This is a genomic window from Schaalia sp. (assembly GCF_050312375.1).
In the GTDB taxonomy this organism is placed as follows: domain Bacteria; phylum Actinomycetota; class Actinomycetes; order Actinomycetales; family Actinomycetaceae; genus Pauljensenia; species Pauljensenia hyovaginalis.
The window spans coordinates 1-24,455 of sequence record NZ_JBNOYB010000004.1 but is presented as its reverse complement, the minus strand read 5'-3'; the positions used below and the strand labels follow the sequence as shown (position 1 = coordinate 24,455).

The following is a 24,455-nucleotide window of genomic DNA, read 5'->3' as shown; positions in this document are numbered from 1 at the left end:
GACACTGGAGCCATGCTCACGTGGATGACTGCGGGCGAGTCGCACGGCCCCGCCCTCGTTGCTGTGATTGACGGCGTGCCCTCCGGCTTGGAACTCACCACCGCCGACCTGGAGCGCGCCCTCGCCCGCCGGAGGCTCGGCTACGGCCGCGGCGCCCGTCAGGCCTTCGAGCGCGACGAGGTCCGCATCCTCTCGGGGGTGCGCCACGGGCGCACGATCGGATCCCCGATCGCGGTGGAGATCGCGAACTCCGAATGGCCCAAGTGGCGCACGGTCATGGCAGCCGATCCCGTCGATCCCGCGGAGCTTCTCATCGATGCGGGTACGGGGGATGAGCGCGAGATCGCGCGCAACCGCCCGCTCACGCGCCCGCGCCCCGGTCACGCCGATCTTGCGGGGATGCTCTCCTACGACCTGCCGGAGGCCCGACCGGTCCTCGAGCGGGCGAGCGCTCGCGAGACTGCGGCGCGTGTCGCCCTCGGAGCGATCGCCGAGGCCCTCCTCGCGCAGGTGGGCGGGATCGAATTGGTCGCGCACGTGGTCGCGGTCGGCCCCTTGCGCGCCGAGGGCGGGCTCCCGCGCCCGCAGGACGCGGCGGCGCTCGACGAGGCGAGGATGCGCGCCCTGGATCCCCTCACCGATCAGGCCTTCGTCGATCTCGTGGACGAGGCGAAGGCGCAGGGCGACACCATCGGCGGCGTCGTCGAGGTCGTCGCCTGGGGCGTGCCCGTCGGTCTGGGATCGCACGTCGCCGCTGCGCGCCGACTCGATGCCGCGATCGCGCAGGCGATCATGTCGATCCAGTCGGTCAAGGGCGTCGAGATCGGGGACGGCTTCGCCCAGGCGGCCCTGCTCGGCTCGCAGGCGCACGACGAGATCCTCAAGGGCGCCGATGGGCGCCTCCGCCGCGCTTCGAATCGGGCGGGCGGGATCGAGGGCGGCACCTCCAACGGCGAGGCGATCGTGGTGCGCGCGGCATTCAAACCGATTTCAACGGTTCCGAGGGCCTTGCGCAGCGTGGATCTGGTGACGGGCGAGGAGGCCCGCGGACTCCATCAGCGTTCGGACGCCTGTCAATTGGTGCCGGGTGCGCTCATCGCTCAGGCGGAGCTCGCCCTGGTCCTGGCCGATGCGCTCTTCGCGCACGCGGGGGGCAATTCCATCGTCGAGATGAAGCGCAATCTGGCGGCCTACCTCGAGCGAGTGGCGGAACGCGCATGAAGGGCCTGGAACTGCCGATCGTTCTCGCGGGCCTCCCGGGATCGGGAAAGTCGAAGGTCGGACGCATCCTCGCGAAGAGGCTCGGCGTCGAGCACGTGGATACGGACGATCTCATCGTGGCCGAGGCGGGGATCCCGATCTCGCGGATCTTCGAAGAGGAGGGAGAAGCGGCCTTCAGGCTCCGGGAGGCGCGCGCCGTCGAACGGGCCTTGTCGCGGCGCGCCGTCGTCTCCCTGGGGGGAGGGGCGGTCACGACTCCGCGCGTGCGCGCCCTCCTGGCCGATGCGAGCGTCGTGACGATCGACGTCGAGCATGACGAGCTCCTCCGGCGAGTGACCCGCAAGTCGCATCGGCCGCTCCTGCGCGAGGACCCGGAGGGGGCGCTCCGGCGTTTGAGGAGTGAGCGCGAGCCGTATTACCGCCAGGTCGAGAAGCTTCGCGTGCATTCGGATTCGGGACCCGCCGTCGAGGTGGCGGAGAGGATCTTCCGCATGGTCGAAGGTGTTTTCACGACTGTGGCGGTCGGAGGCGAGGCCCCCTATGACGTGCTCATCGGCAGGGCCATCCCCTCGCGCTTCGTGCGGGAGGCGCTGCGGCCGGAGGCGACGCGCGCCCTCATCGTTCACGCCCCCGAACTCGAGGGCCCCGCTCGGGTTCTGGCCGAGGACCTGCGCGCAGGGGGGCTGGGCGTCCATCTCGCCTCCCATCCTCGGGGCGAGGCCGCCAAGTCCCTCGAGGTCGTCGAGGGCTTGTGGGGGCTCGCGGGAGAACTCAAGCTCGGGCGGGCCGACGCCGTCATCGCGATGGGCGGCGGAGCCACGACGGATATGGCCGGATTCGTCGCCGCGACCTGGTTGAGGGGCATCGATTTCCTTTCTCTTCCCACGACGCTGCTCGCCATGGTCGACGCGGCGGTCGGCGGCAAGACCGGGATCAACTCCTCCGCGGGGAAGAACCTGATCGGCTCCTTCCACCCCGCGCGGCGCGTCCTGTGCGATCTCGAGTACCTGACGACCCTGCCCGAGGCCGAGTTCCGCGCGGGCCTGGGAGAAGTGGTGAAGTGCGGCTTCATCGCCGATGAGGCGATTCTCGAGATCATCGAGGGCGCCGATGAGGGGGCCCTCATCGATCCTGCGTCCCCCGAGGTCGCCGAGCTCATCGGCCGCGCGATAGCGGTCAAGGCGAAGGTCGTGTCCGCGGACCTCAAGGAATCGGGCTTGAGGGAGATCCTCAACTACGGCCATACCTTCGCGCACGCGATCGAACGCTGTGAGGACTACTCGGTGCGGCACGGCGAGGCGGTTGCGATCGGCTGCGTCTTCGCGGCCGCTCTTGCGCAGTCCAAGGGCATGCTCACCCCCGCCGAGGTCGAGCGGCACATCGCGGCCTTCGCGAAGGCCGGATTGGCGACGACCTATTCGGGTGCGGCCCTGAGCGATCTGACGGATGTCATGCTCTCGGATAAGAAGGTGCGGGCGGGCGCGCTGCGCTTCGTCCTGCTCGAGGGGATCGGGAATCCCCGGACTGTGAGGATCGATCCGAGTGAGCTCGCGCTCCCCGCATCGCGGATCGGGGTGAAGCGATGACGGGCGCTCCCGGAATCGTGCTGCTCGGCGTTTCCGGGGCGGGCAAGACGAGCGTGGGCAGGATCCTCGCCGAACGGCTCGACGTCGATTTCGTCGATGCCGACGACCTGGTCGCGAAGGAGGCGGGAGTGCCGTTCGCCGAACTCGTCATCGCGCAAGATCCGCGGCTGGAGCGGTTGAGAAGGTCGGCCGCGCGGCGGGCGCTCGCATGCCCCGGCGCGGTCGTGGCCCTCGGCGCGAGCCAGATCGAGGACGCCGACACCCTCGACGCCATTCGCGAGGCCAAGACGCGGGGGGCCTTCGTCGTCGAGCTCGTCGCCGATACCGCTGAGGTCGCCCGGCGCTCAGGACTCAACCGCCCCCGATCGGTGGGGCTCGGGGCGCCGCGGGCGCTGCTGACCGCGATGATCGCAGCCCTGCATGAGCGCTACGCGGATGTGGCGGATTCGTCAGTGCAGACGGGGGGCGCGGGCCCCGCCCTCGTGGCCGATCGGGTGCTGGGGGAGTGTAGACTAGCGGGCGATTCCCCGAACAACCGAGATTGAGGTACACCTGTGGCAACGACGAATGATCTGAAGAACGGCCTTGTCATGGTCATCGAGGGCCAGCTCTGGCAGGTCGTCGAGTTCCAGCACGTCAAGCCCGGCAAGGGCCCGGCCTTCGTGCGCACGAAGATCAAGAACGTCCTGTCCGGCAAGACCGTCGACAAGACCTTCAACGCCGGTATCAAGATCGAGACGGCGACCGTCGATCGTCGCGATATGACCTACCTGTACCAGGACGGCGCCGACTACGTCTTCATGGATCAGTCCACCTACGAGCAGATCAACGTTCCGGGTGAGACCGTCGGCGACGCCCGCAACTTCATGGTCGAGAACCAGGACGTCATCGTCTCGCTGCACGACGGCAACGTCCTCTTCGTCGAGCTCCCCGCGACCGTGGTCCTCACGATCACGCACACCGAACCCGGGCTGCAGGGCGACCGCTCCTCGGCGGGCACGAAGCCGGCGACCCTGGAGACGGGTTATGAGATCCAGGTGCCGCTCTTCATGGAAGAGGGCACTCGCGTCAAGGTCGATACCCGCGACGGCTCCTACTCCGGCCGCGTCACCGACTGATGTCGAAGTTCCGTTTCACTTCTCGGACGAAGGCGCGCAAGCGGGCGGCCGATGTCGTCTTCGAGGCCGATCAGCGGGGGATGGGCCGCAATCCTGAGGTTCTGCGCGACATCCTCCGCCAGCGCCGCGCGGTGACCGCTGCCCAGACGCCGCTGCCCGAGTATTCGGTGCGGATCGTCGAGGGCGTGGCCGATCACCTCCGCAGGATCGACGATCTCATCTCGGCCCGCGCGAAGGTCGCCGGCCTCGACCGGGTCGCGGCGGTCGACCTCGCCGTCATGCGCGTGGCCGTCTGGGAGATGCTCGAGAACTCCGAGGACGTGCCGGCGGTCATCGCGATCGATGAGGCGATTTCGATCGTGAAGTCCCTCTCGACTGAGTCGGCCCCCTCCTTCGTCAATGCGGTCCTCGATGCGATCCGCAAGGACATCGAGGCTCCCGCGTGGGCGCGCAGGTCCTCTGAGGGCGCGGAGGCGTCGTCCTCGTCCGAGGACGGGCCGAGCGGGGAGGCCGTCCAGGACGCCGCCGGGACGCCCATGACGACCTCGGCCGAGGAGATGTCGGTCGAGGATCTCGAGGAACTCGACGAGCTGCTCGGAGAGTACTGATACGGAGGCGGGCCCACCGTCCCGGTGATGCGTTGAACCGCGCGTCGCCGGGGCGGTGGGCTCTTCTGATTCCCTCCCTCGGAGGGGCGCTGTCGAGGATCGGCTGGCGCCTTCACGCGTGCGCCGTGGCTCTTGCGAGGATTGCGGAGTAGAGTGTCCCCGAGTTGTCGATTGTCAACGGCTGGCGCTTACCGGCCGTCAAGCTGGAGGATCTGCGATGCCGGGCATCATTCGACTCACGCTGCGTGAGCAGGTGTGGGCGACTTTGCGAGAGGAGATCCTCAACGGCACCCTTCCCGCGGGTGCGCGTCTGGGCGAGGTCGAATTGGCCGAGCGCCTCGGGGTCAGTCGGGGAACGGTGCGTGAAGCACTGCGAAAGCTCCAGCAGTCGGGCCTGGTCGAGGGCGAGGATCGGGCGGGGCTCAGCGTCGCCCGTTTCGACTCGCGTCAGCTGCGGGAGCTCTTCGACGTGAGGGCGGCCCTCGAGGGCCTCGCCGCCACGACCATTGTGAAGAGCGGTCGTGGCGAGGAGGTGGCAGGGCGGTTGGAGAAGCGCCTTCCCGAACCTGAGAGGACCGCGAGCCTGGCGGAGGTCCTCGACATCGATCTCGGTTTCCACGAGGCCCTGTGCCGGGAGGCGGGCAATGCGACGCTTCTGGAGATGTGGCACGATCTGCAAGATCGCATGCGCATCGCGGTCATGACCGATCCGGAGGCTTTGAGCTCGCAGTTCCTCGGCAGCGCTTATCATCAGCCGATAGTCGACGCCTTGAGGTCGGGCGATCCTGAACAGGCGCGGATCACGATGGAGCAGCATATGCACGGTGCTGCGGAATCCTGGGCGAGCCGTCGGGACTAGTCCTACTCCGCTCGTCTCAACGGCGTCGATGCTCGGCCCGGTGCGGGCTTCAGAGCAGGCCCTTCTCCGGGGTGATGGAGACTTCCGCATCAGATGCGCGCGTTCATGCTGCGTCGCCGCGGCATGCCCTGTGAGCACCTCCTCCGAAGTTCGGATTTTCTTCCGGGAGGCTCGTCGCGCCCGCTCAGGCCCCATTCCTCATGTGAATCATGTGATGTGATTGACAGTAGAAGGTTAACTGCTTACTGTTAACAACAGCGAGCAAGGGTGCTCGTCATCACGAAGAAGTGAGGATCAATGAGCTACGGCACAGGCATCGGAATACGGACCGCCGTCGTCACGGGGGCGTCTTCTTTGAAGGGAATCGGTTTTCATGCCGCCCTTCGTTTCGCGCAGGAAGGCTGGGCGGTGGCGATGCTCGACATCAACGCCGCCGGAGTCGAAAGGGCGGCCGCGGAAGTGCGCGAACGCGTACCCGGCGCTCGGGTCGCCTCCTTCGTCGCCGATGTCGGCAACCCGGAGTCGGTCGAAGCCGTCGCAAAAGCGATCGCCGACTCCGCCCTCCCGCCCGTCGGCGCACTCGCGAACATCGCGGGGATCCCGTCTCCCACGCGCTTCCTCGATCTGACGCTCGCCGAATGGAACCGCGTCATCACCATCAACCTCACGGGCTGCTTCCTCCTCTCGCAGGCCCTCGTGCCGATGATGATCGAGGGCGGATACGGGCGCGTCGTCAACATGTCCTCTGTGACGGCCCAGCACGGAGGCGGCGTCTTCTCGAAGACCTCCTACGCGGCGGCGAAGGCGGGCGTCATCGGCCTCACACGGGGAATGGCCCGTGAACTCGCCGAGTACGGCATCACCGTCAATGCGGTGGCCCCGGGCGTCGTCAACACGGATATCCGTTCCGGCAACTCCGAGGAGAACGAGTCGGCCCTCGCTGAAGCGGTGCCGCTCGGCCGTCAAGCGGAGCCCTGGGAGATCGCGGCACTGGTGTGCTGGCTGAGCTCTGAGGACTCCGCATACATCACCGGTATCACCCACTCCATCAACGGCGGAACCTACATCTGCTGACCCCCATCCCATCACCATGAGATAGGAGGAACACATGCCTCGCTCTCGCCAGATCGCACGATGTGCGATTACGGCTGCGGCAGTGACCGCGCTCCTCGCCGGTTGCGCCGGCGGTGCGGGCCCCCGCAACACCGATTCGATCCGCATCATCCTGGGGCACGGCGCGGCCCCGGGGAATCCGCGCTCCAATGCGGCGCTCCTCTTCGAAAAGCTCGTCGAGGAGAAGTCGGACGATGCGATCGACATCCAGATCCTCGGTCAGGAGACCGTGGGATCGGACTCCGAGATGATGATCTCGGTCGCATCGGGCACCCTCGACATGACGATCAACTCTCAGGGCCCCTTCGCGACCTACGTGCCCGAGGCCGCGCTCATCGGCCTGCCCTTCCTCTTCGAGAACTCCCAGCACGCCTACGCGGTCATCGACTCGAAGGAGATCAGCGGGTACCTCGCTAAGAAGGCCGAGGAACGAGGCTTCCACCTCCTCGGATTCTGGGATAACGGCATGCGCGATCTCACGAATTCCAAGCACCCGATCGAAACCCCAGAAGACGTCGCCGGCCTCAAGATCCGCACCCCCGACGACACGATGACGATCTCGATCTTCAACCAACTCGGCGCCAACCCCACACCGATGGCCTTCGGAGAGCTCTACCTCGCGCTCAGGACCGGTGCCGTTGACGGCCAGGAGAATCCCGTCGTCAACATCAAGAGCTCGAAACTCGACGAGGTCCAACCGAATCTCGCGGTCACCGGCCACAAGTACGAGGCGAATCCCTTCGTCATCTCGACGGCCCGCTGGTCGAGGCTCACCCCCGAGCAGCGGTCCATTCTCCAGGAGGCGGCGGACGAGGCCCGCGCATCCCAGCGCGAGGAAATGAGCGTCCAGACGAGGCGGATCTACGAGGAGTTCGAGCTAAAGCTCGCCGTCACGCACCCGGACAAGGAGGCCTTCCGCACCCTCACCGCTCCGGTGTACGACTCCTGGTCCGCGAAGTTCCCGGAGTTCTTCACCACCATCACATCAACCGCGGATGGACTCCGCTCCGAGTACACGCAAGGGGATGAGGCCAAATGACGAAGCCGCCTCACGCAGCGGACGAAACGACGGCCGTCGGCACCGTCATCACCGAGGACGACATCGCCGCCCTCGATACTCAATCCGTCCTCGATGAACCGCTCGAAGCGACCGATCCGATCAACCAGAAGTTCCTCAGGGCCGCCTCATGGGCCGCCGCTGCGATCACGATCATCATGCTGGTCCTCGTGACGCTCTCAGTGGTCATGAGATACGTCTTCAACTCGTCGATCGACCTCGCCGCCGAAGGGCCGAGCTACCTCCTGCCCTGGTTGATCTGCGCCGGTGCGATCGTCGCCCAGGCGCAGATGGCGCACGTCGGGGTGAACTTCTTCCTCGAGAAGCTCCACGGCAGGGCCTTCGAGATCGCCTCCATCGCGATCTGGATCTTCGTCGCGATCCTGATGGCCTACCTCACCTACCTGGGCGCCTACATGGCCGGACCGATGTCCGCGCAGATCACCCCGATCATGGGATGGCCGCAGATCGGCAGCTTCGCCGCTTTCATCGTCATGACGGCCTGCCTGAGCATTCAGGCCGCGGTCAGGGCGTGGTTCTTCTACCGCAAGGGTGCGGTCCGCAGCATTGATATCGGCTCCCCGGTCGAGGCCGAGGACGCAGTCAAGGAGGTCCACGGTGTTTGAAGTCGCCGTCGCAATCATCGTCTTCATCGCTCTTCTCCTCCTCGGCGTCCCAGTCGCCTTCTCGGTGATCGCCGGAACCGTCGTCGGCCTCTTCGCGATCGGATCCCTCCCGATGGAGGCGCTCGCCCTCCAATCCTTCGGCGGAGCGACCGACTACTCGATGCTCGCCATCCCCTTCTTCATCCTCACCGCCGACCTCCTCTTCTCGGGCAGGCTCGGAGCGCAGGTCATCGGCCTGGCCACCCGCGTGGTGGGCCGTTTCCGAGGCGGCGTCGGCATGACCTCCGTTCTCACGAACGCCGTCTTCGCCGGCGTCTCGGGCTCGGCCGTCGCTGACGCGACCGGCCTGGGCAAGGTCATGATCCCCTGGACGAAGAAGCTCGGCTACCCGGCGCAGTACGCCGCGGCCGTCAACGCCTCCTCATCGGTGCTCGGCGTCATCATCCCGCCCTCGATCCCGATGATCCTCTTCTCGGCGGCCTCCGGCGCCTCGGTTGCAGCGGTGTTCAACGCGGGCCTCATCCCCGGCATCGTCATGGCCGTGGCCCTCATGTTCGGATGCTGGTTCCTCGCCTTCAAGAACAACTATCCGCGCGTGCGGGCCAAGCTCACGATGAAGAAGCTCCTCATCGACCTTCTCATCGCGACGCCCGCGATCCTCATCCCCGTGATCCTCATCCGCGTCTTCCTCTTCACCGGAACGGCGACGGTCACCGAGGTCTCGGTCCTCGCAGCCGTCTACGCGCTGCTCATCCGCACGACGATGTACAGGGACCTCACCTGGAAGTCCTTCATGCGGTCCGTGACGGAGTCGGCGGCATCGACGGCGGTGGTCATGGTGCTCATCATGTTCTCCGCCGCACTGTCCTGGCTGCTCACGATCCAGGAGGCCCCTCAAAAGCTCGCCTCCGCACTGCTCTCCCAGACGGATTCGACTGCGCTCATCATCCTCTTCATCGTGATCATCCTGATCATCACCGGGATGTTCCTCGATATGGCGCCGGCGATCCTGCTGCTCACGCCCGTTCTCCTGCCTCTCGCCTCGGCGATCGGAATGGGAACGGTCCAGCTGGGAATCCTCATGGTCTGCACGCTCGCCATGGGCCTGTACACCCCGCCCGTCGGCACGACCCTGTACATCTCCGCAGGCATCGGCCGCGTCGGCATCAACAAGGTGACGCGCGAACTCCTGCTCTTCTACGTGCTCATCATCGCGTTCGTGCTCATCATCGCCTACGCCCCGGGCCTCATGCTCATCCCGACGAGCTGAATCCGCAGACCCCACCGACCCGCATCCGCACAAAGACGAAGGACAAGATCATGGTGCGATCAGTCACCACTGAAGAATTGAAGGAGCGCGCCAAGCAGCTCCGCATGACATCCGTCCAGATGATCTACGAGGCCCAGTCCGGACACCCCGGCGGCTCCCTCTCGGCCGCCGATGTCGTGGCGAACCTGTACTTCAGGGAGATGCGCTACGACCCGGCGGACCCGAAGTGGGAGGACCGCGATCGCTTCGTTCTCTCCAAGGGGCACGTCGCGCCTGTGCTCTACTCGGCCCTCGCGATCGCGGGCTTCGTCCCGATGGAGACGATCCATACCCTGAGGAAGAAGGGCTCCGCCTTCCAGGGGCACCCCGACTCCAAGAAGTGCCCGGGAATCGAGATCTCGACGGGCTCGCTCGGCCAGGGGATCTCCGCCGCGGTCGGCATGGCGATCGGCCTCAAACGCGACGGCAAGGACTCGAGGGTCTACACCCTGCTCGGCGACGGCGAGACGCAGGAGGGCCAGGTCTGGGAGGCCGTTCAATGCGCCCGCACCTACGAACTCGACGCCTTCACCGTGATCATTGATGAGAACAACCTCCAGATCGACGGCCACTGCGACGAGGTGAGCCCGAACTTCGACTTCGTGAAGAAATTCGAAGCCTTCGACTACGACGCGATCCGCATCGACGGTCACGACATGGACGCGATCTCGAAGGCCTTCGACGCCTTCCGCGGGATGAAGAACGGCAAACCGAAGGCCCTGATCCTCAAGACGATCAAGGGCAGAGGAGTGTCGTACATGGAGGACGTGGCGGGCTGGCACGGCGCCGCGCCGAACGATGAACAGTACGCACAGGCCATGGCCGAACTCGAGAAAGGACTGGATCGATGAGCCTCACCGTCGACTACACCAGCAAGAAGCCCACGCGCACGGGCTTCGGCGATGAGATCCTCGCGCTCGGGCAGGAGCGCCCGGAGATCTTCGTCGTCGACTGCGACATCGCGAAGTCCTGCCAGACGACGGCCTTCTCCAAGGCCCTCCCGGCCCAGCACGTCAACGTCGGCATCGCCGAGCAGAACGGCGCGGGCGTCGCAGCCGGCCTCGCCACGACCGGGAAGATCCCCTTCGTCGTCACCTACGCGGTGTTCGGCTCCCTGCGCATGGGCGAGCAGATCCGCCAATCGATCTGCTACCCGAAGCTCAACGTGAAGATCGCCTGCTCCCACGGCGGCCTCACACCCGGGAATGACGGCGGTTCGCACCAGGCGATCGAGGACATGGGCACCATGCGCGGGCTGCCGGGCATGACGGTCGTCATGCCGGCGGATTACAACTCGGCGCGCAAGCTGGTGCGCGAGGCCGCCGATTGGGCGGGGCCGATGTTCCTCCGCTTCACCCGCGATGCCGTTCCGGAGATCTACGGGCCGGACGAGGAGTTCGAGATCGGCAGGGCCAAGGTCCTCTCCGAAGGAGACGACCTCGCGATCATCGCCAACGGCGACACCCTCCGCCTCGCGATCGAAGCCGCGAACGCCCTGGAAAGCGAGGGCGTCTCGGTGCGCGTCGTCGACATGCACACGATCAAGCCCCTCGACGTCGATGAGGTGAGGCGCTGCATGACGACCGGACGGATCGTCACCGTCGAGGACCACACGGTCATGCACGGTCTGGGCGCTGCGGTCAGCCAGGTCGTGGCGGCCGAGGGCGGTGCGCGCGTCGCGCAGATCGGCATTCAGGACCAGTTCGGCCAGTCCGCGACCTATGAGGAACTGCTCGAGATGAACGACATCACGGTGGAGGGGATCCTCGAGGCCGCGAAATCGCTCCTGGACTGATACACCCCCTCCTCGCCCGAGCCCGTTCCCGCACCGCTCTCCAACCCGGTGCGGGGGCGGGCTCGAACGCGACGAGGCATCCGAGGCTGTGATGGACGGGACTGAGCGCGACGGCGAAGAAGCGGTAGGCTGAGGCGCGGAAGCATTCCTTTAAGGACCGTCCAGAGAGGCGGGGAAGGAGATCCGCATGGGATCAGTGCATTCAATCGGGGCACGAGGCGCGGGCGGCAAAGAAGTGCTCGGCGCGGGCGACATCTCCCGCTCACTCACCCGCATCGCCTACGAAATCATCGAACGCAACTCCGGGGCGGAGGACCTTGTGATCGCGGGAATCCCGACCAGGGGGGCGACGCTCGCGCGACGCCTGGTCTCGCGGATCGAGGAGGTCGGCGGAGGCTCGGCCGGACTCGCCATCATCGACACGACGATGTACCGGGACGACCTGCGATCACAGCCGCTCAGAGTCCCCCAGGAAACGCGGATCCCGGCTTCGGGGATCGACGCCCGGACCGTCGTCCTCGTCGACGACGTCCTCTACACGGGCAGGACCATCAAAGCCGCTCTCGACGCCCTCGGCGGCCTCGGGCGTCCTGCCGCCGTGCAGCTCGCGGTCCTCGTCGATCGCGGCCACCGCGAACTGCCGATCCGCCCCGACTTCGTCGGCAAGAACCTGCCGACATCGCGCCACGAAACCGTGACGATCCTGCTGGAGGAGACGGACGGCCGCGATGCGGTCCTGCTGGGGAAGAGGGACTGACATGAGCCTCGACCATCTCATCTCGATCCGCGACCTCGACTACCGCGAGGCGCTCCTCCTCCTCGACACGGCCGAGCAGATGGCCGCGACCCAGTCCCGGCGCGTGAAGAAGCTCCCGACGCTTCACGGCCGGACGGTCGTCAACCTCTTCTTCGAGGACTCCACCCGCACCCGCCTCTCCTTCGAGGCCGCGGCCAAGCGCCTGTCCGCCGATGTCATCAACTTCTCCGCGAAGGGCTCATCGGTCTCCAAGGGGGAGTCGCTCAAGGACACCGCCCTCACCCTCCAGGCGATGGGCGCGGACGCCGTCATCGTCCGCCACTCCTCGTCGGGCGCCGCTCACCGGCTCGCGCACGCCGGGTGGATGGACCTGCCGGTTCTCAACGCCGGCGACGGGACGCACCAGCATCCGACGCAGGCCCTCCTCGACGCGATGACCCTGCGCCGCCACTTCCACCGGGATCCGGCCGACCCCGAGGTCGAGCCCCTCGCGCCCGGGACGGATCTCGCCGGTGCGCGCGTCGTCATCGTCGGCGACGTCCTCCACTCCAGGGTCGCCCGCTCGAACGTCGACCTGCTCACCCTGCTCGGCGCGTCCGTCACCCTCGTCGCCCCGCCGACGCTCCTGCCCGTGGGCGTGGAGACCTGGGACTGCGAGGTCGAATACGACTTCGATCGCGCACTCGCGCAGGAGCCCGACGCCGTGATGATGCTCCGCGTGCAACGCGAGCGCATGAGCGCGGCCGGAGGCGGCTTCTTCCCGTCCCCCGGCGAATACCACCTGGCCTACGGCCTCGACCGTCAGCGATTCGACGCTCTCGGTCCCGACACGATCATCATGCATCCCGGCCCGATGAACCGCGGACTCGAGATCAGCGCCGAAGCCGCTGACTCCCCGCGATCGGTCGTCGTCGAACAAGTCGCCAACGGCGTCTCGGTCCGCATGGCCGCCCTCTACCTCCTCCTCGCCCCGGAAGGAAACCCCCGTGACTGACTCCTCTCGCTCCTGGTTCATCTCCTCGGCCGACATCTGCGGTGAGGGGCGCTCCGACATCCTCGTCCGCGAGGGCGTGATCGTCGCCCTCGGGAAGGAGGCTCGCGACGGCGCACGGGAGGCGAGGCGCATCGACGCCGACGGGCTCATCGCCCTTCCCGGCCTGGTCGATCTGCACACGCACCTGCGCCAACCGGGCCAGGAGGACGCCGAGACGATCGAGACGGGCACGCGCGCCGCGGCGATCGGCGGTTACACGGCCGTCCACGCGATGGCGAACACCACGCCGGTCGCCGATACGGCCTCGGTCGTCGATCAGGTGTGGGAGGTCGGGCGTGAAGCCGGATGGGTCGAGGTCCGCCCCGTCGGAGCCGTGACCAAGGGGCTCGCGGGGGAGCACCTGTCCTCGATGGGCGCGATGGCGAAATCGCGCTCGCAGGTCAGGGTCTTCTCCGACGACGGCAAATGCGTCTTCGACCCGGTCCTCATGCGCCGCGCCCTCGAATACGTCAAGGCCTTCGACGGCGTGGTCGCACAGCACTCCCAGGACCCCGGTCTGACCGAGGGCGCCCAGATGAACGAGTCCGCCCTGTCGGGAGAACTCGGACTCGCCGGCTGGCCGGCCGTCGCCGAAGAGGCGATCATCGCGCGCGACATCCTCCTGGCCAAGCACGTGGGCTCCAGGCTCCACGTCTGCCACCTGTCCACGGCGGGATCGGTGGACCTCATCCGATGGGGCAAGCGCATGGGGGTCGACGTCACCGCTGAAGTGACCCCGCATCATCTGCTCCTCACCGAGGAACTCGCGCGGACCTACGACCCGCTCTACAAGGTGAACCCGCCCTTGCGCAGCGCCGAGGACGTCGAAGCGGTGCGCGAGGGGCTCGCCGACGGGACGATCGACATCGTCGGCACCGACCACGCGCCCCATCCGCTCGAATCGAAGGACTGCGAGTGGCAGGCGGGCGCCTTCGGCATGACCGGATTGGAGACGGCGCTCCCCGTCGTCATCGAGACGATGGTCGACACCGGGCGGATGACGTGGAAGGACGTCGCCCGAGTGCTCTCGACGGCGCCGGCGCGGATCGGCCGGGTCGCGAGCCAGGGGAGGGGCCTCGTCGTCGGCGCGCCGGCGAACATCGCCCTCGTCGATCCGGCAGTCCGAAGGAAGGTCGACCCGTCCGCCCAGTGGACTCGTTCGACGAACACCCCCTATCGGGGCATGGAATTGCCGGGACACGTGCTCTACACGTTCCACAGGGGCGATTCGACCGTGAGCGAAGGAAACCCCATTCCCAAGGAGGACCGCTGATGCGAAGCGAACTCGCCCTTCTCGTACTCGAGGACGGAAGCGTATTCCCGGGTCGCGCCTGGGGAGCGCGCGGCAGGACCCTCGGCGAGATCGTCTTCTCCACCGGCATGACCGGATACCAGGAGACCCTGACGGATCCGTCCTACCACCGCCAGATCGTCGTGATGACGGCGCCCCACATCGGCAACACCGGCGTGAACGACGAGGATCCGGAATCGAAGCGGATCTGGGTGGCGGGCTTCGCCGCCCGAGACCCCGCCCGGCGCGCCTCGAACTGGCGCTCGACGCGATCCCTCGACGACGAGCTCCTCGCCCAGGGGATCGTCGGCATCTGCGAACTCGACACGCGCGCCGTGACGCGGCACATCCGCTCCCAGGGCGCCATGCGCGCGGGGATCTTCTCCGGTGACGCGCTTCCGGCGGGCGCCGAGCACCTGGGCGAGCAGGTCCGCGAAGCGCTCGTGAGGATCGTCGTCGACCAGCCCGCGATGTCGGGGGCCGCCCTCGCGCAGGAGGTCTCGACGAACGAGTCCTACGTCGTCGAAGCCGTGGGGGACAGGCGCGCGCGGATCGTGGCCGTCGACCTCGGCATCAAGTCCCGCACTCCCGAGCAGCTCGCCGAACGCGGCATCGAGGTGACGATCGTGCCCAACACGGTCACCTTCGCCGAGATCACGGCCCTCAACCCCGACGGCGTGTTCTTCTCGAACGGACCGGGCGACCCCGCCTCCGCCGATCATGAGATCGAGCTGCTGCGCGCGGTCCTCGATGCCGGAATCCCGTACTTCGGGATCTGCTTCGGGCACCAGCTCTTCGGGCGCGCCCTCGGTTACGGCACCTACAAACTGGACTTCGGGCACCGCGGCGTCAACCAACCCGTCAAGGATCTTCAGACGGGCCGCGTCGAGATCACGGCCCACAATCACGGCTTCGCCGTGGATGCGCCCATCGGCGAGCCCTCGATCGCGCCCTTCGATTCGGGCCGCTACGGCCGGGTCGTGGTCAGCCACGTCGGACTCAACGACGGCGTCGTCGAGGGCCTGCGCGCCCTCGACATCCCCGCCTTCTCCGTCCAGTACCACCCCGAGGCCGCCGCGGGCCCGCATGACGGCGAGCACCTCTTCGACCGTTTCTGCACCATGATCCTCGACCGCGCCTCCGCGGGCGCCTCCGAGGGAGAAAGCGAGAACGACTGATGCCCGCAAGGAAGGACCTCCGCTCCGTCCTCGTCATCGGCTCCGGCCCGATCATCATCGGGCAGGCCTGCGAGTTCGATTACTCGGGCACCCAGGCCTGCCGCGTCCTCAAGGAGGAGGGCCTGCGGGTCGTCCTCGTCAACTCGAACCCGGCGACCATCATGACCGACCCGGAGATGGCCGACGCGACCTACGTCGAGCCGATCACCCCCGAAGTGGTCGCGCGCATCATCGAGAAGGAGCGCCCCGACGCCCTCCTGCCGACCCTCGGCGGCCAGACCGCCCTCAACACGGCGATCGCGCTGGCGGACCAGGGCGTCCTCGAACGTTACGGCGTCGAACTCATCGGCGCCTCGATCGACGCGATCCGAGCGGGTGAGGACCGCGAGGAGTTCAAACGGATCGTCGAGGAGTGCGGGGCCGAAGTCGCCCGGTCGGTGATCGCCCACAGCCTCGAGGAATGCCACGCGGCCGCCGCCGAACTCGGATACCCCCTGGTCGTCCGCCCCTCCTTCACCATGGGCGGTCTGGGCTCCGGTTTCGCGTACACGCCCGAGGACCTCGATCGCATCGCGGGCCAGGGCCTCGCTGCCTCGATCACCACCGAGGTCCTCCTCGAGGAGTCGATCCTCGGATGGAAGGAGTACGAGCTCGAGCTCATGCGCGACACGGCCGACAACGTGGTCGTCGTCTGCTCGATCGAGAACCTCGACCCGGTCGGCGTGCACACGGGCGACTCCATCACCGTCGCGCCGGCGCTCACCCTCACGGACCGCGAACTCCAGCGCCTGCGCGACATCGGCATCGCCGTGATCCGCGCCGTCGGCGTCGACACGGGCGGCTGCAACATCCAGTTCGCGGTCGAGCCCGACACGGGCAGGGTCATCGTCATCGAGATGAATCCGCGCGTCTCGCGCTCCTCGGCGCTGGCCTCGAAGGCGACCGGCTTCCCGATCGCGAAGATCGCCGCCAAGCTCGCCACGGGGTACACCCTCGACGAGATCCCGAACGACATCACCGGCTCGACGCCCGCGTCCTTCGAACCGACGCTCGACTACGTGGTCGTCAAGGTCCCGCGCTTCACCTTCGAGAAGTTCCCCCAGGCCGATCCCACCCTCACGACCTCGATGAAGGCCGTCGGCGAGGCCATGGCGATCGGCCGCAATTTCACCGAAGCCCTTCAGAAGGCCCTGCGCTCGATCGACAAGGGCGGCGTCCAATTCGACTGGTCGACGCCCGCGCCCACCGAGGAGGAGACGCGCGCCCTCGTCGCCGCTGCCGCGACGCCCACGGAGGGCCGACTCGTGCAGGTCCAGCGCGCGATCCGCGGCGGGGCTTCCATCGAGGAGCTCTTCGAGGCCACGGGGATCGACCCGTGGTTCCTGGACCAGATCGTCCTCCTCGACGAGGTGGCGAACCGGATCCTGGCCGCACCGGCCCTCACTCGCGGCGTTCTCGAGGAGGCGAAGCGTCACGGCTTCTCCGACCGCCAGATCGGCCTGATGCGCCGCCTCACCGAGACGACTGTCCGCGAGGTCCGCGGCGCCTTCGGGATCCGCCCGGTCTACAAGACGGTGGACACCTGCTCGGCCGAGTTCGCGGCGCGCACGCCCTACCACTACTCCAGCTATGACGCCGAGACGGAAGTCGCCCCGCGTGAACGGGAAGCCGTCATCATCCTCGGCGCGGGCCCCAACCGAATCGGCCAGGGCATCGAGTTCGACTACTCCTGCGTCCACGCGGCGATGGCCCTGCGCGATCGTTTCGAGACCGTCATGATCAACTGCAACCCGGAGACGGTCTCCACCGACTACGACATCTCCGATCGCCTCTACTTCGAGCCCCTCACCCTCGAGGACGTCCTCGAGGTGTATCGGGCCGAGTGCGAGGCCGGTCCGGTCAAGGGCATGCTCGTCCAGCTCGGCGGGCAGACGCCCCTGTCCCTCGCGAACGACCTCGCCGAGGCCGGTGTGCCGATCCTCGGCACCTCGCCCGCATCGATCGATCTGGCGGAGGACCGGGAGGAATTCGCCCAGGTCCTCGTTCAGGCGGGCTGCCCCTCACCCGCCCACGACGTGGCGCACGCGCCCTCTCAGGTCCACTCCGTCGCCGCGCACGTGGGATACCCGGTTCTCGTCCGCCCGAGCTTCGTCCTGGGCGGCCGGGGCATGGAGATCGTCAACGATCCGGCGGCGCTCGACGCCTATCTCGGCCGCGAGGACCTCGACGCGCTCTTCGAGCGGGGCCCCCTGCTCATCGACCGCTTCCTCGACCAGGCGATCGAGATCGACGTCGACGCCCTCTTCGACGGCGAGGAGCTCTTCATGGGCGCCATCATGGAGCACATCGAAGAGGCCGGGATTCATTCGGGCGATTCCGCGTGCGTGCTCCCGCCGATGACGCTCTCCGCGCGCGAATTGGCGAGGATCACCGCCTCGACGGAGGCCATCGCCCGCGGCGTCGGCGTGAAGGGCCTCATCAACATCCAATTCGCCCTGCTCTCCGACACCCTCTACGTCATCGAGGCGAACCCGAGGGCCTCGCGCACCGTGCCCTTCGCCTCGAAGGCGACCGGAGTGCCCCTGGCGAAGGCGGCCGCGCTCATCCAGGTGGGGGAGACGATCGCCGACCTGCGCTCCATCGGGATCCTCCCCGAGACGGATGCGCGGGTGATCCTCGACAACTCCTCGATCGCGGTGAAAGAGGCGGTCCTGCCCTTCAGGCGCTTCAGGCGCGCCGACGGCGGGATGGTCGACACGATCCTCGGGCCGGAGATGCGGTCCACGGGCGAGGTCATGGGCATCGATCGCGACTTCCCGACGGCTTTCGCGAAGTCGCAGTCCGCGGCCTTCGGGGAGCTGCCCACCGAGGGCACCGTGTTCATCTCGATCGCCGACACCGACAAGAGGGCCATCGTCTTCCCTGCCGCCCGCATGCACGAGCTCGGCTTCGCGATCCTCGCGACGGCGGGAACCGCCTCCGTCCTGAGGCGCAACGGCATCGAGGCCCAGGTCGTGCGCAAGTCCTCCGAGGGGCGCGGGCCGAAGGGAGAGCCGACGGTCGTCGATCTCATCGCCGAGGGGGTGATCGACATCGTCGTGAACACGCCGCAGACGTCCGAGAACCGGCACGACGGATTCCAGATCCGACAGGCGGCGACCTCGAACGACAAGACGATCATCACGACGCTTCAGGCCTTCAACGCCGCGGTTCAGGCGATCGAGGTGAGGACTCGCGGCGCCTACCGCGTCCGCTCCCTCCAGGAATGGGACGCCGAGCGAGAGGCGGCGGGACGATGAGCCCGCGTTCCTTCGGCGATCGGCTCGCCGATTCCATGTCCGAGCACGGCGGGCTCGCCGTCGGCATCGATCCCCATCCCGGCTTGCTGGCCGCATGGGGGCTCTCGGACGATCCCGCGGGGCTGCGCAGCTTCTCACTGGGCGTCGTCGAGGCGCTCGGCGGACGGGTCGGCGCTTTCAAGCCCCAGGCCGCCTTCTTCGAACGCTTCGGCTCGGCGGGGATCGCGGTCCTCGAGGAGACGATCGATGCCTGCCGGGGCGCGCGCTCCCTGTGCATCGTCGACGCCAAGCGCGGTGATATCGGTTCGACGATGCGCGGCTATGCCGGCGCCTTCCTCGCCGAGGGCTCGCCCTTGGCCGGCGACGCGGTGACGCTGTCGCCCTACCTGGGCGTCGGGGCGCTGGCGCCCGCGCTGGAACTCGCCGCCCAGACGGGACGCGGGGTGTTCGTCCTCGCGCTCACCTCGAATCCGGAGGGCGCGTCGATCCAGCACGCCCGTTCGGCTCGGGGGGCCTGCGTCGCCGCGACCGTCGTATCGGAGCTGGCGGCCTTCAACCGGAGCGTTCCCCACGAGCGCCTCGGCCCGGCGGGAGTGGTGGTCGGAGCCACGGTCGGACGCGCCGTGCACGACCTGGGCGTCGACCTCGAGGCCCTTGAAGGCCCGATCCTGGCACCGGGAGTCGGCGCTCAAGGCGCGGGGCCCGCCCAGATCGACGCGGTGTTCGGTCCGGCACGGCGCGCCGTGCTCGCCTCCTCGTCGAGGGCGATCCTCGCTGCGGGGCCGGATCCGGAGGGATTGAGGCAGGCCTACGACGCGGCCGTGCGGGCCCTGGCCGAATAGCGAATCGCCGCCCATTCCCCAGCCGGATGTGTGATTTTGGCGATAGGATGCACACGCAATACCCGACGCGAAGGAGTGGGCGGCAATGGCGCTACCTCAACTGACCCCGCAGCAGCGCGCTGAAGCGCTCGAGAAGGCGACGGTCGCGCGGCGACGCCGCGCCGAGATCAAGACGAAGCTCAAGAACAGGGAGATGACGCTCTCCGAGGTCCTCGGCTTGGCCGAGTCGGATGAGGCGGTGGCGAAGATGCGGGTCCTCGCCCTCCTCGAATCCTTGCCGCGCGTCGGCGTCACCACCGCCGCGAAGCTGATGGACGAGTACGGCATCGCCGAGACCCGCCGCGTCCGCGGACTGGGGCACGTGCAGACGCAGGCCCTCATCGAACGATTCGGCTGATCGGAGGGGCGGTGGCAGACTTGGGGGCATGACACCCCCTCGTCTCACCGTTCTCGCGGGGCCGACGGCCGTCGGCAAGGGCACCGTCGTCCAGGCGCTCCGCAAGCTCCATCCCGAACTCGTCGTCTCGGTGTCCGCGACGACGCGCCCGCCCAGGCCCGGCGAGGTCGACGGCGTCCACTACCGCTTCCTCAGCGACGACGAGTTCGATGAGCTCATCGCCTCCGATGGGATGCTCGAATGGGCGACCGTTCACGGCCGTCACCGCTACGGAACGCCCCGCGGCCCCGTGGAGGACGCATTGGCGCGCGGCGAGCGCGTCCTCCTCGAGATCGATCTTGATGGCGCCCGCCAGGTGCGGTCGAGCATGCCCGGGGCCCGCTTCATCTTCCTCGCCCCGCCGAGTTGGGACGCCCTCGTCGCCCGACTCGTGGGCAGGGGCACCGAGAACGAGGAGGAACGCCTGCGGAGGCTGGAGACCGCGAAGATCGAACTCGCGGCCGAGGCGGAGTTCGACGTGACTGTGATCAATGACGACCTCGATCGGACCGTTTCGGAACTGGCCCAGCTCATGGGGCTGGAGTAGACTGGCTGCTCGTGGCCGAACGGCCGAGGAGATCAGGAGGAGTCAATGTCCGGAATCGTCGCGCAGCCCGAAGGCATCACGTCCCCGCCGATCGACGATCTCCTCGAGCACGTCGACTCGAAGTACGCGCTCGTGATCTTCGCGGCCCGTCGCGCCCGGCAGATCAACTCGTACAATCTCCAGCTCGAGCAGAACATGATCCAGTACGTCGGTCCGGTCGTCGAGACCGAACCCGATGAGAAGCCGCTGGCCATCGCCCTGCGTGAGATCAACGAGGGCCTGCTCACGCTCGAAGCCTCCTCGAAGGCCTGAGACATGACCGCCTCGATCGTCGTCGGGGTCGGAGCCGGAATCGCCGCCTACAAGGCGGCGATTCTTGTACGCGAGCTCATCCGCTCCGGCGCGCGGGTTGACGTCGTGCCCACGCCCCGCTCCCTCGAATTCGTCGGCAAAGCGACCTGGGAGGGGCTCACCGGGCGCCCCGTCCACGTGGGCGTCTTCGACCACCCCGGATCCGACCACGTCGAGCTCGCCCGGCGCGCCGACCTCGTCGTCGTGGCCCCCGCAACGGCTGATCTCATCGCGCGGGTCCGCGCGGGATTCGCCGATGACCTCCTCACGACCACGATCCTCGCGGCTTCGTGCCCCGTGCTCCTCGCACCCGCGATGCATTCGGCGATGTGGACGAATCCGGCGACGCAGGACAACCTCCGCGAGTTGCGCGCCCGAGGGTTCACTGTCATCGAGCCCGAGGTCGGCGCCCTCGGTTCGGGGGATTCGGGCATCGGGCGCCTTCCGGAGCCCTCCGCAATCGCCGCGCGCGCCTTCGAGTGCTTGAGCAGCGGCGAGAAGCGCCTCGCGGGCAAGAGGATCCTCGTCTCCGCAGGGGGGACCCGCGAGCCCGTCGATCCCGTCCGCTTCATCGGGAACCGCTCCTCCGGACGACAGGGGATCGAGATCGCGAGGGCCGCCGCGGACGAGGGCGCCGATGTCGTCCTCGTCGCGGCCAACATCGAGGAGGCCCTGCTCGCGCCTCTTGCGGGACGGATGCAGATCGTCGACGCTCCGAGCGCCGCCGACGTCGAAGCGGCCGTTCTGGGTCGGCTCGCGGACCTCGACGCGGTGGTGATGGCCGCCGCAGTCGCCGATTTCCGTCCGATCCGCGTCGAGGCGGCGAAGATCAAGAAGGACCCGGACTCCTCGGAGGCTCCGACCCTCGTCCTCGAACGGACCGTCGATGTCCTCAAAGCCGTGTGCGACTCCGAATCCCGTCCCGCGCTCGTCGTCGGCTTCGCGGCCGAAACGGGCACCCGGGAACAGGTCGAGGCCTTCGGAAGGGACAAGGCGCGCCGCAAGGGCGCCGATCTCCTCGCGGTGAACCGGGTGGGCGGGGGCCTCGGATTCGGGGACGTCGACAACGAGGTCCTCCTGCTTGATTCTGCGGGTCGGCGCCTCGGCGGCCGAAGCGGTTCGAAGGCGGCGGTCGCCCGGTTCCTCGTCGGCATGATCGCGGAGAGACTCGATAGGATGGCCCAATGACATCTGCGCTCCAGCTTTTCACGTCCGAATCCGTCACCGAGGGCCACCCCGACAAGGTGTGCGATCGCATTTCGGATGCGATCCTCGACTCCCTCCTCGAGAAGGACCCCGCTTCGAGGGTCGCGATCGAGACGATGGTGACGACGGGGCTCGTCCACGTCGCCGGCGAGGTGACGACCGAGGCCTATGTGGAGATCCCCCAGATCGTCCGCGACGAGATCCTCAAGATCGGGTACGACTCATCGAGGATGGGATTCGACGGCGCGTCGTGCGGCATTTCGGTCTCCCTCGATTCGCAGAGCCCGGACATCGCCGGCGGCGTGGACAACGCGCTCGAGGCCCGCGAGGGGTCGGCGCGCGACGAGCGCGACGCCCAGGGCGCGGGTGATCAGGGCATCATGTTCGGCTACGCCTGCGACGACACGCCGGATCTCATGCCCGCGCCGATCTGGCTTTCGCATCGCCTCGCCAAGCGCCTCGCCGAGGTCCGCCATTCGGGCCTCGCCCGGGGACTACGCCCGGACGGCAAGACCCAGGTGACCCTGGCCTACGAGGGCGATCGGCCTGTCGGCATCGACACCGTCCTCGTCTCGTCCCAGCACGACGAGTCGCTGAGCCGGGCGGAGCTCACGGACCTCATCGAGTCGCTCGTAGTGGCCCCCGTGCTCGAAGCGAGCGGGCTCGACCTCGATACGAGCGCGATGCATCTCCTCGTCAATCCTTCGGGACGATTCGTCATCGGGGGCCCCGCGGGTGATGCGGGCGTGACGGGCCGGAAGATCATCGTCGACACCTACGGCGGCATGGCGCGCCACGGCGGCGGGGCGTTCTCCGGGAAGGACCCGTCGAAGGTCGATCGCTCGGCGGCCTACGCCGCCCGGTGGATCGCCAAGAACGTGGTCGCCGCCGGTCTTGCGAAGCGCTGCGAGCTTCAGCTCGCCTACGCGATCGGACGCGCGAATCCCGTGGGGCTGTACGTGCAGACCTTCGGCACGGGCGTCGTCGAGGACGCCCGGATCGGTGCGGCCATCCGCGAGGTCTTCGATCTGCGTCCCGCGGGGATGATCGCCGACCTGGACCTCCTGCGCCCGATCTACGCCGAGACCTCCGCCTACGGCCACTTCGGCCGTTCGGGTTTTCCCTGGGAGGAGACGAACCGCGTGGAGGCCCTGAAGGCGGTGGTGTCATGAGCGCGCTCGACGAGGACTTCGACCTGCGCTGGCGGCGACGGACGAGCCTGGAGATGGCGGTCTCGGGCGCGATCGGCTTGGTCGCCTCCTTCGTCTTGTCGATCGAGGCCTGGCAGCTCGCCAAGGACGCCTCGGCGAACTTCGCGTGCGATGTCTCCTCCGTCCTGTCCTGCTCGACGGTCGCGCTGACGCCGCAGGCCCACGTGCTCGGCTTCCCCAACGCCTTCCTGGGGATCCTCTTCGAGGCGGTCGTCCTGGCGATCTCGGTCGCGTTGTTCGCAGGTGTCCGCTTCCCGCGGTGGTACATGCTCGGCGCGAACCTCATGTACCTCATCGCGATCTGCTTCGCCTACTGGCTGTTCCTCCAGTCGTATTTCGTCATCCACGTGCTGTGCCCGTGGTGCCTGCTCATCACGGTGACGACGACGCTCGTGTTCGCGGGGCTGACGAGGATCAACGTCCGGGAGGGCGTCATCGCCTCGCCGCCCGGCGTCCGGCGCTTCGTCGCCCGCGGCTATGACTGGACGATCACGGGATTGCTGCTCTTCATCATCCTCGCGATGCTCGTCGCCGGATACGGGGTCGCGCTCCTGGGCTGAGGGGCTCAAACGCCCGTGGCTCGTGGTGCAATAGGAGCGTGGACGAGCAGATAGCCTTTGAGGGATTCGCACCGGCGTCGGCGGAGCCGAGGCCGGTGGCGGCCGTGCTCGTCGACATCGATCTGCCCCACCTCGATCGACCCCTGGATTACTCCGTGCCCGAGGCCCTCGCGGGCGAGGTCGAGCCCGGAAGGATCGTCCGGGTGAGCCTCGCCGGCAAGCGCCGCTTCGGCTGGGTCGTGGAGGTGAAATCCACTTCGCCCCTCACGGCGCTCGCACCGATCGAACGCGTGGTCTCCCGCACCCCGGTGCTCACGCCCCGGCTCATCGATGCCGCGCGCAGGATCGCCCAGCGCAATCTCTCCACCGTGTCTCAAACACTGTCCCTGGCGGTCCCGGCCCGCCACGCGACGGCGGAGAAGGAGGTGCTGGCCTCGTCGCCTCCGGCACTA

Annotated in this window: 24 protein-coding genes and 1 pseudogene; all 25 read left to right on the top strand. The window is 67.8% G+C overall.

Annotated features, from left to right (window positions below; translation table 11 throughout):
* The first annotated feature begins 12 nt into the window (after nucleotides 1-12).
* Nucleotides 13-1,221 carry a chorismate synthase gene (gene aroC / locus ACQY7V_RS00195; protein ID WP_320772189.1) on the top strand — a complete coding sequence of 403 codons (1,209 nt, stop codon included), beginning with the start codon at nucleotides 13-15 and terminating at the stop codon, nucleotides 1,219-1,221.
* On the top strand, nucleotides 1,218-2,807 hold the full coding sequence (gene aroB / locus ACQY7V_RS00190; RefSeq protein ID WP_303775454.1) for a 3-dehydroquinate synthase: 1,590 nt from the start codon (nucleotides 1,218-1,220) through the stop codon (nucleotides 2,805-2,807). The genes aroC and aroB overlap by 4 nt, the downstream gene beginning before the upstream one ends.
* On the top strand, nucleotides 2,804-3,352 hold the full coding sequence (locus ACQY7V_RS00185; protein WP_428638375.1) for a shikimate kinase: 549 nt from the start codon (nucleotides 2,804-2,806) through the stop codon (nucleotides 3,350-3,352). Before aroB ends, ACQY7V_RS00185 begins: the two co-directional genes overlap by 4 nt.
* A 9-nt stretch (nucleotides 3,353-3,361) precedes the next feature.
* Nucleotides 3,362-3,925, top strand: coding sequence for an elongation factor P (efp, locus tag ACQY7V_RS00180; protein WP_184452507.1), 564 nt, complete (start codon nucleotides 3,362-3,364; stop codon nucleotides 3,923-3,925).
* A complete protein-coding gene (gene nusB / locus ACQY7V_RS00175; protein WP_235360883.1) occupies nucleotides 3,925-4,533 on the top strand; it encodes a transcription antitermination factor NusB in 609 nt (202 codons plus the stop codon). The genes efp and nusB overlap by 1 nt, the downstream gene beginning before the upstream one ends.
* A gap of 217 nt (nucleotides 4,534-4,750) precedes the next feature.
* Entirely contained in the window at nucleotides 4,751-5,392 is a 642-nt protein-coding gene (locus tag ACQY7V_RS00170; protein ID WP_154477677.1) for a GntR family transcriptional regulator, read from the top strand.
* A 297-nt stretch (nucleotides 5,393-5,689) separates the two neighbouring features.
* On the top strand, nucleotides 5,690-6,466 hold the full coding sequence (locus ACQY7V_RS00165; RefSeq protein ID WP_235360884.1) for an SDR family NAD(P)-dependent oxidoreductase: 777 nt from the start codon (nucleotides 5,690-5,692) through the stop codon (nucleotides 6,464-6,466).
* 82 nt (nucleotides 6,467-6,548) lie between these two features.
* Nucleotides 6,549-7,544, top strand: a complete 996-nt coding sequence (locus ACQY7V_RS00160; protein ID WP_428638371.1) for a TRAP transporter substrate-binding protein — start codon at nucleotides 6,549-6,551, stop codon at nucleotides 7,542-7,544.
* Nucleotides 7,541-8,188 (top strand): TRAP transporter small permease, encoded by a 648-nt coding sequence (locus tag ACQY7V_RS00155; RefSeq protein WP_235360886.1) that lies wholly within the window; start codon nucleotides 7,541-7,543, stop codon nucleotides 8,186-8,188. The genes ACQY7V_RS00160 and ACQY7V_RS00155 overlap by 4 nt, the downstream gene beginning before the upstream one ends.
* On the top strand, nucleotides 8,181-9,458 hold the full coding sequence (locus tag ACQY7V_RS00150) for a TRAP transporter large permease (protein ID WP_235360887.1): 1,278 nt from the start codon (nucleotides 8,181-8,183) through the stop codon (nucleotides 9,456-9,458). The genes ACQY7V_RS00155 and ACQY7V_RS00150 overlap by 8 nt, the downstream gene beginning before the upstream one ends.
* Before the next feature lie 50 nt (nucleotides 9,459-9,508).
* Nucleotides 9,509-10,348: a transketolase gene (locus ACQY7V_RS00145; protein WP_235360888.1), complete on the top strand. Its 840-nt coding sequence runs from the start codon at nucleotides 9,509-9,511 to the stop codon at nucleotides 10,346-10,348.
* Complete coding sequence (locus ACQY7V_RS00140; protein ID WP_154477665.1) at nucleotides 10,345-11,292, top strand: transketolase family protein; 948 nt, start codon at nucleotides 10,345-10,347, stop codon at nucleotides 11,290-11,292. The genes ACQY7V_RS00145 and ACQY7V_RS00140 overlap by 4 nt, the downstream gene beginning before the upstream one ends.
* A 187-nt stretch (nucleotides 11,293-11,479) precedes the next feature.
* Nucleotides 11,480-12,049: a bifunctional pyr operon transcriptional regulator/uracil phosphoribosyltransferase PyrR gene (gene pyrR, locus ACQY7V_RS00135; protein ID WP_154477663.1), complete on the top strand. Its 570-nt coding sequence runs from the start codon at nucleotides 11,480-11,482 to the stop codon at nucleotides 12,047-12,049.
* A gap of 1 nt (nucleotide 12,050) precedes the next feature.
* Nucleotides 12,051-13,043, top strand: coding sequence for an aspartate carbamoyltransferase catalytic subunit (locus tag ACQY7V_RS00130; RefSeq protein WP_154477661.1), 993 nt, complete (start codon nucleotides 12,051-12,053; stop codon nucleotides 13,041-13,043).
* A 19-nt stretch (nucleotides 13,044-13,062) separates the two neighbouring features.
* Complete coding sequence (locus tag ACQY7V_RS00125) at nucleotides 13,063-14,355, top strand: dihydroorotase (protein ID WP_428638390.1); 1,293 nt, start codon at nucleotides 13,063-13,065, stop codon at nucleotides 14,353-14,355.
* The gene (carA, locus tag ACQY7V_RS00120; RefSeq protein ID WP_407822787.1) at nucleotides 14,355-15,551 is read left to right on the top strand and encodes a glutamine-hydrolyzing carbamoyl-phosphate synthase small subunit; all 1,197 of its coding nucleotides are present in this window, start codon (nucleotides 14,355-14,357) and stop codon (nucleotides 15,549-15,551) included. Before ACQY7V_RS00125 ends, carA begins: the two co-directional genes overlap by 1 nt.
* Nucleotides 15,551-18,850, top strand: a complete 3,300-nt coding sequence (carB, locus tag ACQY7V_RS00115; protein ID WP_154477657.1) for a carbamoyl-phosphate synthase large subunit — start codon at nucleotides 15,551-15,553, stop codon at nucleotides 18,848-18,850. Before carA ends, carB begins: the two co-directional genes overlap by 1 nt.
* Nucleotides 18,847-19,692, top strand: a complete 846-nt coding sequence (gene pyrF, locus ACQY7V_RS00110; protein ID WP_428638366.1) for an orotidine-5'-phosphate decarboxylase — start codon at nucleotides 18,847-18,849, stop codon at nucleotides 19,690-19,692. The genes carB and pyrF overlap by 4 nt, the downstream gene beginning before the upstream one ends.
* Nucleotides 19,693-19,777: 85 nt before the next feature.
* Nucleotides 19,778-20,089, top strand: coding sequence for an integration host factor, actinobacterial type (gene mihF / locus ACQY7V_RS00105; protein ID WP_235360892.1), 312 nt, complete (start codon nucleotides 19,778-19,780; stop codon nucleotides 20,087-20,089).
* A gap of 28 nt (nucleotides 20,090-20,117) precedes the next feature.
* The gene (gene gmk, locus ACQY7V_RS00100) at nucleotides 20,118-20,675 is read left to right on the top strand and encodes a guanylate kinase (RefSeq protein WP_303773357.1); all 558 of its coding nucleotides are present in this window, start codon (nucleotides 20,118-20,120) and stop codon (nucleotides 20,673-20,675) included.
* Between the two features lie 45 nt (nucleotides 20,676-20,720).
* Nucleotides 20,721-20,987: a DNA-directed RNA polymerase subunit omega gene (gene rpoZ / locus ACQY7V_RS00095; RefSeq protein WP_154477649.1), complete on the top strand. Its 267-nt coding sequence runs from the start codon at nucleotides 20,721-20,723 to the stop codon at nucleotides 20,985-20,987.
* A gap of 3 nt (nucleotides 20,988-20,990) precedes the next feature.
* The gene (gene coaBC / locus ACQY7V_RS00090; protein ID WP_428638363.1) at nucleotides 20,991-22,214 is read left to right on the top strand and encodes a bifunctional phosphopantothenoylcysteine decarboxylase/phosphopantothenate--cysteine ligase CoaBC; all 1,224 of its coding nucleotides are present in this window, start codon (nucleotides 20,991-20,993) and stop codon (nucleotides 22,212-22,214) included.
* Complete coding sequence (gene metK, locus ACQY7V_RS00085) at nucleotides 22,211-23,404, top strand: methionine adenosyltransferase (protein ID WP_428638361.1); 1,194 nt, start codon at nucleotides 22,211-22,213, stop codon at nucleotides 23,402-23,404. The genes coaBC and metK overlap by 4 nt, the downstream gene beginning before the upstream one ends.
* Entirely contained in the window at nucleotides 23,401-24,003 is a 603-nt protein-coding gene (locus tag ACQY7V_RS00080) for a vitamin K epoxide reductase family protein (RefSeq protein ID WP_303777837.1), read from the top strand. Before metK ends, ACQY7V_RS00080 begins: the two co-directional genes overlap by 4 nt.
* 38 nt (nucleotides 24,004-24,041) lie before the next feature.
* A pseudogene (locus ACQY7V_RS00075) lies at nucleotides 24,042-24,455 on the top strand (primosomal protein N'); the annotation flags it as partial.

What these genes read in the sequence shown, in the direction of transcription:
- aroC (WP_320772189.1), top strand. Translation starts at nt 13, where the DNA reads ATGCTCACGTGGATGACTGCGGGCGAGTCGCACGGCCCCGCCCTCGTT.
- aroB (WP_303775454.1), top strand. Translation starts at nt 1,218, where the DNA reads ATGAAGGGCCTGGAACTGCCGATCGTTCTCGCGGGCCTCCCGGGATCG.
- ACQY7V_RS00185 (WP_428638375.1), top strand. Translation starts at nt 2,804, where the DNA reads ATGACGGGCGCTCCCGGAATCGTGCTGCTCGGCGTTTCCGGGGCGGGC.
- nusB (WP_235360883.1), top strand. Translation starts at nt 3,925, where the DNA reads ATGTCGAAGTTCCGTTTCACTTCTCGGACGAAGGCGCGCAAGCGGGCG.
- ACQY7V_RS00170 (WP_154477677.1), top strand. Translation starts at nt 4,751, where the DNA reads ATGCCGGGCATCATTCGACTCACGCTGCGTGAGCAGGTGTGGGCGACT.
- ACQY7V_RS00165 (WP_235360884.1), top strand. Translation starts at nt 5,690, where the DNA reads ATGAGCTACGGCACAGGCATCGGAATACGGACCGCCGTCGTCACGGGG.
- ACQY7V_RS00155 (WP_235360886.1), top strand. Translation starts at nt 7,541, where the DNA reads ATGACGAAGCCGCCTCACGCAGCGGACGAAACGACGGCCGTCGGCACC.
- ACQY7V_RS00145 (WP_235360888.1), top strand. Translation starts at nt 9,509, where the DNA reads ATGGTGCGATCAGTCACCACTGAAGAATTGAAGGAGCGCGCCAAGCAG.
- ACQY7V_RS00140 (WP_154477665.1), top strand. Translation starts at nt 10,345, where the DNA reads ATGAGCCTCACCGTCGACTACACCAGCAAGAAGCCCACGCGCACGGGC.
- pyrR (WP_154477663.1), top strand. Translation starts at nt 11,480, where the DNA reads ATGGGATCAGTGCATTCAATCGGGGCACGAGGCGCGGGCGGCAAAGAA.
- ACQY7V_RS00130 (WP_154477661.1), top strand. Translation starts at nt 12,051, where the DNA reads ATGAGCCTCGACCATCTCATCTCGATCCGCGACCTCGACTACCGCGAG.
- carA (WP_407822787.1), top strand. Translation starts at nt 14,355, where the DNA reads ATGCGAAGCGAACTCGCCCTTCTCGTACTCGAGGACGGAAGCGTATTC.
- carB (WP_154477657.1), top strand. Translation starts at nt 15,551, where the DNA reads ATGCCCGCAAGGAAGGACCTCCGCTCCGTCCTCGTCATCGGCTCCGGC.
- pyrF (WP_428638366.1), top strand. Translation starts at nt 18,847, where the DNA reads ATGAGCCCGCGTTCCTTCGGCGATCGGCTCGCCGATTCCATGTCCGAG.
- mihF (WP_235360892.1), top strand. Translation starts at nt 19,778, where the DNA reads ATGGCGCTACCTCAACTGACCCCGCAGCAGCGCGCTGAAGCGCTCGAG.
- gmk (WP_303773357.1), top strand. Translation starts at nt 20,118, where the DNA reads ATGACACCCCCTCGTCTCACCGTTCTCGCGGGGCCGACGGCCGTCGGC.
- rpoZ (WP_154477649.1), top strand. Translation starts at nt 20,721, where the DNA reads ATGTCCGGAATCGTCGCGCAGCCCGAAGGCATCACGTCCCCGCCGATC.
- coaBC (WP_428638363.1), top strand. Translation starts at nt 20,991, where the DNA reads ATGACCGCCTCGATCGTCGTCGGGGTCGGAGCCGGAATCGCCGCCTAC.
- metK (WP_428638361.1), top strand. Translation starts at nt 22,211, where the DNA reads ATGACATCTGCGCTCCAGCTTTTCACGTCCGAATCCGTCACCGAGGGC.
- ACQY7V_RS00080 (WP_303777837.1), top strand. Translation starts at nt 23,401, where the DNA reads ATGAGCGCGCTCGACGAGGACTTCGACCTGCGCTGGCGGCGACGGACG.